Origin of the sequence: Pseudomonas sp. JUb52 (assembly GCF_004341115.1) — a bacterium.
GTDB lineage: Bacteria > Pseudomonadota > Gammaproteobacteria > Pseudomonadales > Pseudomonadaceae > Chryseomonas > Chryseomonas oryzihabitans.
In genome coordinates, this window is sequence record NZ_SLYS01000010.1 from 47,547 (window position 1) to 60,783 (window position 13,237).

Consider the following 13,237-nt stretch of genomic DNA (forward strand, 5'->3'; position numbering starts at 1 on the left):
GCAGACACCGCAGCGAGGCGGCAGGGGAAGGCCTGGCCGAACGGCCAGGCCGAAACATCACATCACTCGGTGGCGGCGGGCTTGGCCGTGGCTGCCTTGGCGCGGGACGCGCGCGGCTTCTTCGGCGTGGCCGGTGCCACACCTACGCCGGTAGCCTCGACGTTGGCATCGGCCTTGGCCTTGCTGGCGGAGGTCTTGCTCGCGCCGGTCTTGCCTGCACTGGGCTTGACCGCCTGCTTGACCTTGGAGGCGACCTTCTTGGCCGCCGATTCCACCTTCTCGGTTACCGACTCACCGGCCGCTGCGGCTTCGGTAGCGGCCTTCTCGCTGCCACTCTTGGTCTTGCCGGTGGTGCGGGGCTTGCTGGCGACGGGCTTGTCCGCGCTCGCTGCAGCAGCCTTGGTCGCGCGAGGCTTCTTGGCCGCGGTCTTCTTGGCCACGCCTTCCTGTTCGGCTTCGTACAGTCGAGTCGCCATCTCCCAGTGGCGGTCGTGTTCGTGGGCCGGCCGTCCTTCAGACTCCCAGATCTGATAGGCGAGCTGCTGGATGCGTTCGTCTTTTTGGGTCATTGCGGTGCGGCTCCTTGAGTGATGTCTTGTGTGCTGAGCAATCCAAGCGGAAAACGTGCCAGAACCTCGCCGACAGAAAGCTCTTTCTTCTGGTCATGGACAGATGCCGGGGCAAAAGTTTCCCCAAAACGGTACATGGACAAGGTTTCCGGGAGTTTTATCCGGGTGTCCTGCCAAGCCTCTGCAGAAAAGCGCAGACTTCCGTCGCTTTGCATGAGGTCGGAGGCATGCACCGGCACGATGACGATCACTGCCTGTTGCTCCCAGGTACGGGCGAATGCCAGCACCTGATCGGCCTGGGCCCCCACGACGGTCAGGGGCAGGTAGCGACCTTCGGTGAACAGTTGCGGCTGCTGCTTGCGCAATTGCAGAACGGCAGCCAACACCTGCTGCTTGATCTCGCCGTTCTGCCAGGCATCTAAGGCAGCCTCGACGGAGGCGTGCTTGGCCAGCGCCTGCTGCCGCGGGGCGTAGTCCACGGCACGGCGGTTATCGGGCTCCACCAGGCTGAAATCCCAGAATTCACCGCCCTGGTAGAGGTCGGGCACGCCGGGCGCGGTATTGCGCAGCAGCATCTGCGCCAGGCCGTTCAGCGCACCGGCCGGAGCCAGTTCGCGGACCGCGGTGACGATCTCGCCGCGCAGGGCGCGGTAGTTGTCGTCGGTGAGCAGACCTTCCAGGAAGGCCTTGCAGGCCGCCTCGTAGTCGCCATTCGGCGCCCACCAGTCGGACTCCAGCTTCTCTTCGCGCAGGGCCTTTTCCTGCCACTGCAGCAGTCGCTCCAGATAGGCCTCCAGGCCCTTCTGGTCATCGGCCTGGAGATGCAGCGGCCAGCTGGCGAGCAGGGTCTGGTAGAGCATCAGTTCATCGCCCGGGGTCGGCGCCGGGGCATCGTTCCACTGGCCGCGCAGGGGGGCGGCCTGTTCCATCCAGCGACTGACCTGGGCAATGTAGGCGTCAGGGCGTTCCGACACGACTGCCAGGCGCGCACGGGTGTCTTCGCCACGCTTGTGGTCGTGGGTCGCGGTGGTCAGCATGTTGCGCGGGAAGTGCTCGGCACGCCAACCGCTGGCCTGGTGGAAGGCACTGACCGGCTGGGCGAAATGCTGCGGATCGAAGCCCACGTCATTGCGCGACAGCAGCGGCGCGGAGCGATAGCAGGCCGTGTCTTCCACCGCCTTGGCGGCGATCGGTGAGGTGAGTTGCTGGAACTTGGTGATGGCACGGCGCTGCTCGCGCCGGGCCACGCTGCCCACGGACTTGTAACGCGGGGCGTCGCCACCCAGCCAGGCGCGCAGCTGTTCGAGCAGCGGTTGCTCCGCCTCGCTGACATGGGGGCGGGCAGCTTCCAGCGCGGTATCGAACCACTGGGCGTCGTTGCCGACGAAGCCTGCCGCGCCGGCGTAGCTGCGATAGACCTTGAACTGCACGATCAGCTCCAGCAGCACCCGGCGGATGGCGCCCTGGCTGGTGTCGCGGGTGCGCCAGTCTTGCTGGGCCAGCAGGTGCAGGGTATGCACGGCCGATTCGAATTCGCTGTTCAACGCGGTGGTGAGCACCAGGCGGCGCGCTTCCCGCACCTCTTCGAGGAAGTCCTCGGTGCGGCCGGTCCGCTCGGCCCAGAACTGGCGCAGCGGGGCTTCGCCGCTGGCGGCGTGTTGCACCGCCGAGACCTCGTTCATGAATTCGTAGCCGGTGGTGCCGTCGATGCCCCAGCCTTCCCGCAGCTGCTCGCCTTCGGCGAGGATCTTCTCGATGTAGATGGGGAAGCCGTCTTCCGGCGCTCCGCCGCTGCGGCTGGCGCAGAGGTCGTCGACGCGACGGCGCAGCTTGCGGCAATAGGCGCGCGGATTGGCCAGGCCGTCGATGTGATCCAGGCGCAGGCCGTCGAGCAGGCCTTCGCTGATCAGGCGGAAGATCAGCGAATGGGTTTCCTCGAACACCTCGTGGCGCTCCATGCGCAGGCCGCCCAGTTCGGTGATGTCGAAGAACCGCCGCCAGTTGATGTCGTCCGAAGCGGTGCGCCAGCTGGCCAGGCGATAGTGCTGACTCTCCAGCAGGGCGTGCAGCCGCTCCTGGTTGGCCGGCTGGCTACCGTCGAAGGCGGCGACCGCCTTGTCGATGGCGGCGGCGACGGCGGGATCCTTGGCGGCATCGGCCAGCTGGCGCTGGGCGCCGCGGGCTTCTTCCAGGTCCTTGGCCCGTGCCGAGAAGGCATCGGCGAACAGACTCAGCTGGGGCAGGTCGCTTTCGCGCAGGATCTGACCGTAGGTACCCGGATTGATCGGGAAGTGGTGGGCGTAGTACTCGACGCGGAAGGCGCCTTGTTCGGCGTCGAACACCAGCTTGAGTTCGCCGGCCTGCAGCACGTTGCCATAGGCGTCGCCGAGGAAGGGCAGCAGCACCTGGCCTTGCAGATCCGGGTCGGGCCCGTACCAGTTGATGTCGTAGAAGCCGGCATAGCGGCTCTGGCGACCCCATTCGAGGATGTCCAGCCACCAGGCGTTCTCCGAGCCGCCCACATTGGTGTGGTTGGGCACGAAGTCGGCGATCAGGCCCATGCCGTGTTCACGCAGGCGGGCGACCAGGCGCCGCAGTGCCTCTTCGCCGCCCAGCTCCGGGTTGACCCGGGTCGGATCGACCACGTCATAGCCGTGCACGGAACCGGCGCGCGCGGTGGTGATGGGCGAGGCATAGAAATGACTGATTCCCAGCTTGGCGTAGTACTCCACCAAGGGCAGGGCGTCGTCGAAGGTGAAGTCCTTATGGAACTGCAGGCGTACGGTAGCGCGCAAGCGACTCATCGAGTGTTCTCCGGATTGTTACGAGCAGTGCTCAGCACGCGTAGGCGTCGTTCAGGGGTAGCGGCATCCAGCAGCCGCTCGGCGGGGTCGTCCCAGCGGCGCAGCCAGTTGGGGTGTTCGTTGGTGGTGCCGGGCAGGTTGGCCTGCTCCAGCTGACCCAGGGCGTCTTCCACCGGCAGGATGATCAGGGGCGCCGGGGTACGGCCGATGAAGTCGATGGCGGCATCGACGGCGGACTCGACGTTGCTTTCCCGGGTGTCGTCCAGCTCCAGCACCTTGGCCAGCTGCTGACGATCCTTGGCCCGCTCGTCGAGACGGTCCTGGCGCGAGGTGCCATCGGGCAGCAGACCGAGTTCTTCCTGCCAGTCGGCGTCACGGCCTTGCCACCAGCCGGTGAGGGTCGGCAGGTCGTGGGTGGTGGGCATGCCCATGGCCGTGTCCGACCACTGCGCAGCGGGCTTGAAGGCCTCGCCATCGCGCTCGAACAACAGCACCTGCATGCCCATGATGGCGCGCTCGGCCAGTCGCTCGCGAAAGCCCTCGGGTACGGTGCCGAGGTCTTCACCCATGACCACGCAGCGATAACGCCAGGATTCCAGCGCCACCAGCCGCAGCAGATCGTCGATGGGATAGGAAAGGTAGGCACCGTCGGCCGGGGAGGCACCCTCGGGCACCAGCCAGAGACGCTGCAGTCCCATCACATGGTCGATGCGCACGCCGCCGGCATGGGCGAAGTTTGCCCTGAGCATCTCGATGAAGGCGCGGAAGCCATGCTTGACCATGCCAGTGGGGGAGAAGGCGGAAATGCCCCAGCCCTGGCCTTTCTGGTTGAGCAGATCCGGTGGACAACCCACGGTGACCGAGGCCAGCAGCTCTTCCTGACGACTCCAGGCCTGGCTGCCGCCACCGTCGGCGCCCACCGCGATATCGGCGATCAGGCCGATCTTCATGCCCGCTTCGCGGCACTGCGCCTGGGCCGCGGACAGCCCTTCACTGGCCAGCCACTGGGTGAAGGCATAGAACTCCACATCCTGGGCGTGGCGTTCGGCGAATTCGGCCACGGCCGGATTCTTGGGATCGCGATACTGCTGGGGCCAATGCTGCCAGCTGGGCGAGGCATCGCCCTGGGTGAAGGAGGCATGCAAGGCTTCGAAGCGGCAATGGTTTTCCAGGGCGTCGCCACCGTCGCGGCGGAAGGCTTCGAAGCGCTCGCGCAGCTCGCCGCCGGCGGTGCGGAAATCCAGGTGCAGGGTGCGCAGCAGGCGCAGCCGTAGCCTGGCCAGCGCCGGCCAGTCGATCAGTTCCAGCTGCTCCAGGCGCTCGGCTTCGGCCTGCAGGCCGGCGCGCTGCATGGCCTGGCGCACCGGCTCGGCGCCTAGTACCAGCTCCGGCGCGGCATAGAGCACGTTGAAGAACACCCGGCTCGACGGCGAGTAGGGGCTGTAGCGACTGCCGTCGGCGCTGAACATGGCGTGCAGCGGGCTGATGGCCAGGGCGTCGGCGCCCTTGCTACCCGCGGCCTTGGCAAACTGCACCAGGCCCTGCAGATCGCCGGCGCCGCTGCCCCCTTCGCGCCTTAGGCTGTAGAGCTGCACGGCCAGCCCCCAGAGGCGGGCCTGCTCGTTGCTGGTGGCATCGGCGATGGTGAAGCAGCGTTCCGGCGCGACGGCCAGGGTCAGGGCTTCGCCATCGACCTCGGCCTGGTGATAACCGGCGGCGCTGATCGGTGCCAGCTGTCCGCGCTCGTCGACCTGACCGTCCAGACGCTCGCCGTCTTCCAGCTGCACCTGGTAGCGGACGCCACGCTTGAACTGGTCCGGCGCCCCGACCGGCTTGCCGACCACGGCAGTGATGAGCGGCGGCAGATGATGCTTGTCGCCCACCTCGGCCAGCTTGCGCAGGCTGCTGTCGATCTCGTCGTCGCTGTCCGCCGGCAACTCGATGGCCTTGAGCAGATTGCGCAGGGCCTCGGGGCTCACCCGTTGGCGCTTGCCGTCGTAGGCGGTCCATTCGATGGCGATGCCCGCGGCCTCCGCCAGTTGTTCCAGACGATCGCCACTCATGCCTTTTTCTCCAGCCAGACCAGTGCCGAATGAGCGGCCAGGGTGCCGTCCTGGCGGGTCGGCGTCGCGCTGGCGTCACTGCTGTGCAGCAGCTCGCCCCGAGGGGCCTCGTCCACCGGCACGGCCTTGTCGCTCAGGTTGAGTTCGATGGTCAGGCGGCTACCGTCGGCGAGGCTCCAGCGTGCCCGCACGGCGCGCTCGGCCAGGCCTTCGGCGCCCAGGGGACGAGCGCCTTCCAGCCGCGGGAAGAGTTCGCGGCGGCGGATCTCCAGCAGCTCGCGATACAGCCCCAGCCAGGCGGCGTGATCGGGCTGATCGGCTTCGCCGAAATTGGGCTTGGAGTCTTCGAAGGTCTTGGGCGCGTTCGGATCGGGGATCTGCTGGCGATGCTCTTCGCTGGTGAAGAAATCGAAATCCTTGAATTCGTTGCGCCGGCCATCGCGGACCAGTTCGGCCAGCTCGTCGTTGTGGCTGGTGAAGAACAGGAAGGGTTGGCGACTGCCCCATTCCTCGCCGATGAACAGCAGCGGAATCATCGGGCTGAGCAGCAGCAGGGCGGTGGCGGCCTTTAGCGCGGGCTCGGGTGCCAGGCGGGTCAGGCGTTCACCGAAGGCGCGGTTGCCGACCTGATCGTGGTTCTGCAGGAAGATGACGAACGCCGAGGCCGGCAGGTCCTTGCTGGGTTCACCGCGGGCCTTGCCATGGCGGGTCTGCTCGCCCTGGTAGATGAAGCCCTCGCCCAGGCAGCGCACCAGCTTGGCCGTGGCGTCCTCGGTGAAGTCCTGGTAGTAGCCTTCGTTCTCGTCGGTCAGCATGGGGTGGATGACGTTGTGCCAATCGTCCGCCCACTGCGCGTTGTAGTGCTTGCCACCCAGCAGTGTGGCCGTGTTGTCTTCGTTTTCCAGCATCAGGTGGATGTGGCGACCCGGCTCGACGGTGCTGCGAATCTCCTCGGCCATCTCTTCGAGGAAGCCCTTGTCGTTGATGGCGTGGACGGCATCAAATCTGAGGCCGTCGAAGCGATACTCCATCAGCCACATCAGGGCGTTGTCGATGAAGTAGCGGCGTACCGCGTCCTGGCGGAAATCGATGGCGGCGCCCCAGGGCGTATGGATGTCTTCGCGAAAGAAGCGCTCGGCATAGGCGTGCAGGTAGTTGCCGTCCGGGCCGAAGTGGTTGTAGACCACGTCCAGGTAGACCATGACGCCATGGCCGTGGGCGGTGTCGATCAGCGACTTGAGGTCGTCCGGGGTGCCATAGGAGGCCTCCACCGCGTAGGGCAGGACGCCGTCATAGCCCCAGTTGCGATCGCCGGGAAATTCCGACAGCGGCATCAGTTCGATGGCGGTGACGCCCAGTGCCGCCAGGCGCGGCACCAGCTTCTCGACGCCCGCGAAGCCACCCAGGGTGCCGACGTGCAATTCATAGATGACGCTCTCGTGCCAGGGGCGGCCCTGCCACTCGACGGTCTGCCAGTGGTAGGTGGTCGGGTCGATGACGATGCTGGGCTCGTGCACATCGCCGGCCTGGGCGCGAGAGGCCGGGTCGGGGACCAGCAGGTCCTTGATCTGGTAGCGATAGCGGGTGCCGGCACCGCATTGGGCCTCCACCGCGAACCAGCCGTCTTGCTCGGCTTCCATGGGAAGGGTCATGCCACCCTCCAGGACCACCGACACGGCGTCGGCGCTGGGCGCCCAGAAGTGGAAGAGGGTGCGTTCCTTGCTCACCAGGGTGGCACCGGCACGGGTCTGCCAGGCATAGCCCCCGGTCACCGCGGCTGCGTCGCGCGAAATATCAGTCATGGATAGAGAACTCCCGAAACCGGACGGCAGAAAAGACGCTGCGGCCCAGTTGGCCGCAGTTGCTGTTATGACCGGTGAGAGTTGCTCAAAGTTGGGCGGGGAAAGCGCTTTTCGTCGGCCTTTTGGCGAGGGAAAAGCGCTTGGTAGTCAGGTTGCGCCTCAGGCGCCGGCCTGACGCTCCTGGTGAGCGGTGGTCTGGAGCAGATCGAGGTACAGTGAGGCATAGGGCTTGGCGCATTCGGACCAGAAGAACGGGCCCTGCATGGCGCGGTGACGCATGGCCAGCAAGAGGTCCTGGCGTTCGAACACACCCAGGGCGCGGTCGATGGCGCCGATGTAGTTTTCCAGCGACAGCGGGGCGAACAGGAAGCCGGTGGTGCCGTCCTCGATGCTGTCGGCCAGGCCGCCGGTGCGGGTGGCGATCGGCAGGGAGGCGAAGCGCTGGGCATACATCTGGCTCAGACCGCACGGCTCGAAGCGCGAGGGCATCAGCAGGAAGTCGCTCCCGGCGTACATGCGCCGTGCCTCGGTCTCGCAGAAGCCGATGTGGGCACTGACGCGGCCGGGATGGCGCAGGGCCAGGGCCCGTACCTGACGCTCGATGTGCGGCTCGCCGCAACCGATGATCATCAGCTGGCCACCTCGGGCGACGATGTGATCGGCCGCCTCGATGGTCAGGTCGATGCCTTTCTGCTGGACCAGTCGAGAAACCACGGCGAACAGCGGGCCGTTGGAGGGTTCCAGGCCGAATTCCTCGCGAATGCGCGCGGCGTTGACCGCCTTGCCGTCCCAGTCCGATTCGGTGAACTGCTGGCACAGGTGCGGGTCGCTGCAGGCGCTCCAGCCATCGTCGATGCCATTGAGCAGGCCGGTCAGCTTGCCGTCACGGGCCTTGACCTGCAGCAGGCCTTCGAGGCCGCAACCGAATTCCGCGGTGGTGATTTCCTGGGCGTAGGTGTGGCTGACCGTGGTGATGTGGTCGGCATAGACCAGGCCGGCCTTGAGAAAGGACACCTTGCCCCAGAACTCCAGGCCTTCCATCTGGAAGGCGTGGGCGGGAATGTCCAGATCGGCCATGACCGAAGCCGGGAACAGGCCCTGGTACGCCAGGTTGTGGATGGTGGTCAGGCACGGGGTGCTGGCACCCTTCCAGCGCAGGTAGCCAGCCGCGAGGCCGGTCTGCCAGTCGTTGAGGTGCAGCAAGTCCGGTACCCAGCGGATGGAGGCGTCGCCCAGGGCGAAATCGGCGGCAGCGCTGGCCAGGCGACCGAAGCGGATGTGGTTATCGGCCCAGTCGGCACCGTTCAGGTCGCCATAGGGGTTGCCCGGGCGCTCATAGAGTTCGGGGCAGATCAGCACATAGACGACCAGGCCGTCTTCCAGGTTGACGCGACCGATCTCGCAGGCCGGCATGGCGGCGCGGGCGGCGATGCGGCCGACCATCTGCACGCGATCCTTGATCGCGGCCATCACCTGGCGATAGCCGGGGATCAACACCCGGACGTCGTGGGAGGCGGCGAGGGCGCGCGGCAGGGCGCCCGACACCTCGCCCAGGCCACCGGCCTTGACGAAGTCGGAAATTTCCGGGGTCACGAAAAGAATGCGTTTACGACTTTCGACGACGGAGCTCAGCGTCAGCTGAGGCTCGTCCGTGCGCTTGCGGAGAGAGCTGGATCTGGTGGTGCGAGTGGCAGTTTCAACGGGCTCCAGAGCCCCAAATTTCCCCACGACGGCATTTGCCATAGTGCGCTCCCAATGCAGCAAGTTCGAGACTGAGGTTTACCTGATTGCTTCTTTCCTGAAGCTCGATGCTCCTGGTTCAAAAACGCCTACAGCCGAGCTGCTACAGCCTTTTTGCCGGTCACCTCTTCTTGAGATGTCTGGATCTGGGCGAGAACTGCTTCGCGGATTTCCAGATTGCTCTCGCACTGACTCACGGACAACGTCACAAGTTTCCCGCTCGAATGTTGCGGTCTTGCTTCGTATTGCCAGATGCATGCCCAGAAGCCGTTGCGGTTTGGCCCGGCATCTCTTAATTACCGTCAGGTGAACCGCTTGATGGTCACCTGATCGCGACAATTGGCCGAAAAATCAGACTTCTGGCTGACGAACGACCGGCTCTTGCCTTTCGTCGGATAGTGGCGCGGAGTGGGCGTCACGGCGTCCAAGTTCGGTCCGCAGCTTGGGCAGGCAGAGGGGGAATTCGCGATTGATGTAGGTGATCAGCCGCTCGCGCACGAAGCAGCGCAGGTCCCAGTTCCTGGAGGAATCGCCCGAGCTCACCAGCACGCGCAGCTGGATGGAATCGTGGGACGCATCGGTCACCTGCAGCACGCAGACACGGCCATCCCACAAATGGGGCACCTCGGCACAGGCGCGTTCCAATTCGGTGCGGATGGGTGCCAGGGGCAGGGAATAGTCAACCCATATGAAGACTGACCCGATCAGGCTGGAAGACGATCGCGTCCAGTTCTGGAAGGGCGTCTCGATGAAGTATTGCAGCGGCACCACCAGGCGGCGATCGTCCCAGATGCGGACCACCACGTAGGTGCCGGTGATCTCTTCCACGCGGCCCCACTCGCCCTCGACGATGACCACATCGTCCAGCCGGATCGGCTGGGTCACGGCGATCTGCAGGCCGGCGATGAGATTACCCAGGACCGGCCGCGCGGCGATACCCGCGACCAGGCCCGCGACCCCGGCCGAGGCGAGCAGGCTTGCACCCACCTGGCGAACCGCCGGGAAGGTCATCAGCATCAGGGCGATGCCCACCAGCAGGACGATGAAGCTGAGGCTGCGCACCAGCACCCGATTCTGCGTCTGGATCCGCCTGGCCCTCAGGTTGTCCGCCACGTCCACGGGGTTGCGCAGGGCGATGGTCGCGCCGACGGCCTTGACCGCCCGGAGGCCCAGCCAGGTAAAGGCGGCGATGCTCAGCAGGCCGGTGAGGTGCTGTACGGCACGCAACAGCGGCAGGGCATCGGGTGCGGAATTCCAGACACCTTGCAACACCACCAGCGGCACGGCCAGGCGCGCGGGTTTCTCAGCGTACTTGACCAGGTTGCGCGCCAGCAGGAAGGGATTGGCCAGGCGGCGGATGGCCGCGAACGCCAGGGTCAGGGCGACGCTGCTGATCAGCAGGGCGACCCCCGCCGCGATCAGCGTGGTGATCCAGGGGGCGTTGAGCCAACCCGTCCAGTCGATGGCCGTCATGCGCAATTTCCTCAGGCAGACGGCTCCCCGTGATCCAGAAAAGCTGACGCGCCGGAACCGCGGGGAGCCTTTCGAGACACCTGTTTTCCGACTGAGGGGCTTCGCCACGGTTCCCCGGAGGCCCGGCAAACGATCCCTGGACAGTAATACCACCCCAACAGGTGGGGCGCCTGTTGTGCGGTGCTGGCTTTTTTCTGTCGATCAGTGGGGCAGGATGTCGCACCTCGCGTCTAAGCTCAGAGGAGAGTGCGCAGCGGACGCCGGATAGGAGTAGAATTCGCGCCCCAACGAGATACGTCCAGTCAGATGGCGGACCTGCGGAGATCGAGACGGATTTATGAAACCAGTGGTAGTGGTCGTCGAAGACGAGAACATGTTGCTAGGGCTGATGGAAGAGGTGCTCGAAGGCGAAGGCTTTCAGGTGCATACCTTCGGTACCGCGGATCAAGCCTGGGAATACCTGTCGAGTGCGCGTCCGACGCCTGATCTGCTGATCACCGACGTCCGCATGCCGGGTGCCATTGACGGTCTGGAGCTGGCGCGCCGCGTCAAGCAGCAGTTGCCGGGTCTGCCCATCATCGTCTCGTCGGGCTACTTCGAAGAACTCCAGCCCGAGCGCGCCCCGGATATCTTCTACCTGCCCAAGCCCTGGCGCTTCGACGATCTGCTGGCCGGCTGCTTCCGCTTCCTCAATCAGCGCAAGGGCTGATTACCGCCTTCCGCGGCCTGGTTCCAGGCCGCTCTCGCTGGCGCTAATCCAGTGCCCTGATAATCAGAACTTTGTCTGCGACACTCCGCCCGAGCTGAATGGATCTGCATCGGACGCAGATTCCGGGTGACCGTCTATATGCACGACGCGAGGCATCCTGACGGCTTATTCCGGTGGCGGGATACCTCAGCCCTGAAGCGATCGATCAGGTGCCCAGAATATCGATCAGCCCCAGGACGAAGAACAGCACGATGCACACGGCCGCCACCGCGACCGGGATGAAACGCGGATCCTTGATGGCCTTCCACATGGCCTGACGATTGCTGCGAGACCTTTCCATGACACCGCTCCAGGGGGTAAGGCCGGCGAGCTTAAAGCATCGCCGGGGGCGGCGGCCAGCGGCGCAGGGCGGCTCTCGTCGGGGTTTCCGGTCGGTTCGGCGGTCTAGGCGACGCCGATCTTCCACTGCGGCGGCGGCGGGGTTCCGTTGACCGCGAAGTCGCCGACGATTCGATCCTTGTAGATGCGCGGATTGTGGGAGGCGAGGGTGCGGGCATTGCGCCAGAAGCGATCCAGCCCCTGGGGTCTCAGCGTGGCCGAGGCGCCCAGGGCGTCGAACAGGCGTCCGGAGGCCTCAATGATCAGGTCCGTAACCACATTGAGCGATTGGCAGACCTCCAGTTCGGCCAGCGCCACCGCGCGATCCTCGGCGGCCTGGTCGTCCGTCTGCCTGAGGTCATGCACCCGCTGCAAGGCCTCGGCGTTCTTCAGGGCGATCACCCCGGCGCAGTAGGCCGCGCTGCGCACCTGGCCGACCACGGCCAGCACCTGGGGATCCTGGCTGACACGGTCGGCGTTGCCGATGGTGAAGGTGCGGGTGCGAGCGGCGACCGCGGCCGCTACCTCGCTGCTCATGGCCCGTCCCAGGCCCGCCAGGTTGGCGAGGTGAAAGACCTGGAAGAAGCCGGGCGAATAGCGGAAGCGCTCGCCCACCGCCACCACGTCCGCAGGCTCTACGCGCACATTGCTGAAGGTCGCCGTGCCGCTGGCTGTCAGGGTCTGGCCGAAGCCATTCCAGTCATCCACCACCTCGACGCCGGGGGCATCGCGGCGGACGGTGACCATGACGCGATTGCCGGCCTCGTCGGTGGCACCCACGTCGATCCAGTCGGCATAGAGCGAACCGGTGGTATAGAACTTGATGCCGGAGAGCAGCAGGGTGTCGCCCTCGCGGCGTACGCGGGTGCTGAACTCGGCGCGCCGGGCATCGCCGACTTCGCTGGACGCCGGACCTATTGTCTCGCCGGCAGCGATGCGCGCGAACCAGCGGCTGCGGCGCGCCGGGTCGTCGCTGTTGAGCAGGCCCTCGACAAAGCCCATGTGGCCGCGCAGGACCTGGACCAGATTGGAATCCGCCTCGCCCAGTTCGATGAGCAGGGCGAACAGTTCCGGCAGGGTGACACCCGCGCCGCCGTGCTCGACCGGCAGCCGCAGGGCGGTGAAGCCCGCCGCCTTCAACCAGTCCAGCTCTTCGACCGGCAGCCGCCGCTGCACCTCGCGTTCGATGGCGCCCGCGCGGATGCGCTGGAACAGCGGCTGAAAGCGCGCCGAGAGGTCGGCATGGCGCGCGGAAGGGCCGGCGCCCCAGCCTGCGGAAATGATGCTCATGGGAGAGGAGATCCTTCTAGTGCTGTCGGGAGAGATTCGGAACAGGCGAGGCCGAGACGGGCCATTTCGGTCTGGGCGGCGCGGGTGCGGCCGATCAGGGCGATCGCCGCCAGCAGACGGCGGCCCAAGGTCTTAATGACCGATACCCGCGCTGCGGGACGGTATCGGGTGGACGGAGCCCATTCGTCTCGCTGCCCGCCCGCTGGCCTTGCATGCGTCTTTATCGGGGAAGTGGGCGCAGGTTCACCCGTACGGAGCATCTTGCTGGATAAAAGCATGGCGGACTTTTTACAAGTGCAGAATTGGCCCAAGTCTAGAAGGCACTTCGAGCCATTGGCCAGTTGTCAAAAGTGCTAAGGATATGTCTGGAAATATTCCTTGGCAGAAGTGTTGTTCCCGCAACAGTTGG

General features: G+C 65.7%; 9 protein-coding genes. 1 reads left to right on the forward strand and 8 read right to left on the reverse strand.

Translation table 11 applies throughout. From position 1 onward, the window contains the following. Positions 1 to 62: 62 nt before the first annotated feature. The 6 genes from EC839_RS24605 to EC839_RS16940 all read right to left on the reverse strand — a co-directional run bounded on the left by EC839_RS24605 (position 63) and on the right by EC839_RS16940 (position 10,451). A complete protein-coding gene (locus tag EC839_RS24605) occupies positions 63 to 569 on the reverse strand; it encodes a DUF2934 domain-containing protein (RefSeq protein WP_007161819.1) in 507 nt (168 codons plus the stop codon). Further along, entirely contained in the window at positions 566 to 3,373 is a 2,808-nt protein-coding gene (gene treY, locus EC839_RS16920) for a malto-oligosyltrehalose synthase (RefSeq protein WP_132832914.1), read from the reverse strand. Before treY ends, EC839_RS24605 begins: the two co-directional genes overlap by 4 nt. Beyond that, positions 3,370 to 5,436 carry a 4-alpha-glucanotransferase gene (gene malQ / locus EC839_RS16925; RefSeq protein ID WP_007161817.1) on the reverse strand — a complete coding sequence of 689 codons (2,067 nt, stop codon included), beginning with the start codon at positions 5,434 to 5,436 and terminating at the stop codon, positions 3,370 to 3,372. Before malQ ends, treY begins: the two co-directional genes overlap by 4 nt. Continuing rightward, positions 5,433 to 7,238 carry a malto-oligosyltrehalose trehalohydrolase gene (gene treZ / locus EC839_RS16930; RefSeq protein ID WP_007161816.1) on the reverse strand — a complete coding sequence of 602 codons (1,806 nt, stop codon included), beginning with the start codon at positions 7,236 to 7,238 and terminating at the stop codon, positions 5,433 to 5,435. Before treZ ends, malQ begins: the two co-directional genes overlap by 4 nt. Before the next feature lie 159 nt (positions 7,239 to 7,397). After that, positions 7,398 to 8,981 carry a glycogen synthase GlgA gene (gene glgA / locus EC839_RS16935; RefSeq protein ID WP_039976118.1) on the reverse strand — a complete coding sequence of 528 codons (1,584 nt, stop codon included), beginning with the start codon at positions 8,979 to 8,981 and terminating at the stop codon, positions 7,398 to 7,400. A 348-nt stretch (positions 8,982 to 9,329) separates the two neighbouring features. Continuing rightward, positions 9,330 to 10,451 (reverse strand): mechanosensitive ion channel family protein, encoded by a 1,122-nt coding sequence (locus EC839_RS16940; RefSeq protein ID WP_007161814.1) that lies wholly within the window; start codon positions 10,449 to 10,451, stop codon positions 9,330 to 9,332. A 337-nt stretch (positions 10,452 to 10,788) separates the two neighbouring features. On the opposite strand from EC839_RS16940, the gene EC839_RS16945 reads away from it, so the two are divergent. Next, complete coding sequence (locus EC839_RS16945) at positions 10,789 to 11,160, forward strand: response regulator (RefSeq protein ID WP_007161813.1); 372 nt, start codon at positions 10,789 to 10,791, stop codon at positions 11,158 to 11,160. A gap of 205 nt (positions 11,161 to 11,365) precedes the next feature. Here EC839_RS16945 and EC839_RS24610 read toward each other — a convergent pair whose 3' ends face one another. Both EC839_RS24610 and EC839_RS16950 read right to left on the reverse strand, forming a co-directional pair. Then, the gene (locus EC839_RS24610; RefSeq protein ID WP_007161812.1) at positions 11,366 to 11,500 is read right to left on the reverse strand and encodes a hypothetical protein; all 135 of its coding nucleotides are present in this window, start codon (positions 11,498 to 11,500) and stop codon (positions 11,366 to 11,368) included. Positions 11,501 to 11,604: 104 nt separating this feature from the next. Continuing rightward, positions 11,605 to 12,828 (reverse strand): acyl-CoA dehydrogenase family protein, encoded by a 1,224-nt coding sequence (locus tag EC839_RS16950; protein ID WP_007161811.1) that lies wholly within the window; start codon positions 12,826 to 12,828, stop codon positions 11,605 to 11,607. Positions 12,829 to 13,237: the final 409 nt, after the last annotated feature.

Coding starts and splice junctions, on each gene's coding strand:
- EC839_RS24605 (WP_007161819.1), bottom strand. CDS start 569: ATGACCCAAAAAGACGAACGCATCCAGCAGCTCGCCTATCAGATCTGG.
- treY (WP_132832914.1), bottom strand. CDS start 3,373: ATGAGTCGCTTGCGCGCTACCGTACGCCTGCAGTTCCATAAGGACTTC.
- malQ (WP_007161817.1), bottom strand. CDS start 5,436: ATGAGTGGCGATCGTCTGGAACAACTGGCGGAGGCCGCGGGCATCGCC.
- treZ (WP_007161816.1), bottom strand. CDS start 7,238: ATGACTGATATTTCGCGCGACGCAGCCGCGGTGACCGGGGGCTATGCC.
- glgA (WP_039976118.1), bottom strand. CDS start 8,981: ATGGCAAATGCCGTCGTGGGGAAATTTGGGGCTCTGGAGCCCGTTGAA.
- EC839_RS16940 (WP_007161814.1), bottom strand. CDS start 10,451: ATGACGGCCATCGACTGGACGGGTTGGCTCAACGCCCCCTGGATCACC.
- EC839_RS16945 (WP_007161813.1), top strand. CDS start 10,789: ATGAAACCAGTGGTAGTGGTCGTCGAAGACGAGAACATGTTGCTAGGG.
- EC839_RS24610 (WP_007161812.1), bottom strand. CDS start 11,500: ATGGAAAGGTCTCGCAGCAATCGTCAGGCCATGTGGAAGGCCATCAAG.
- EC839_RS16950 (WP_007161811.1), bottom strand. CDS start 12,828: ATGAGCATCATTTCCGCAGGCTGGGGCGCCGGCCCTTCCGCGCGCCAT.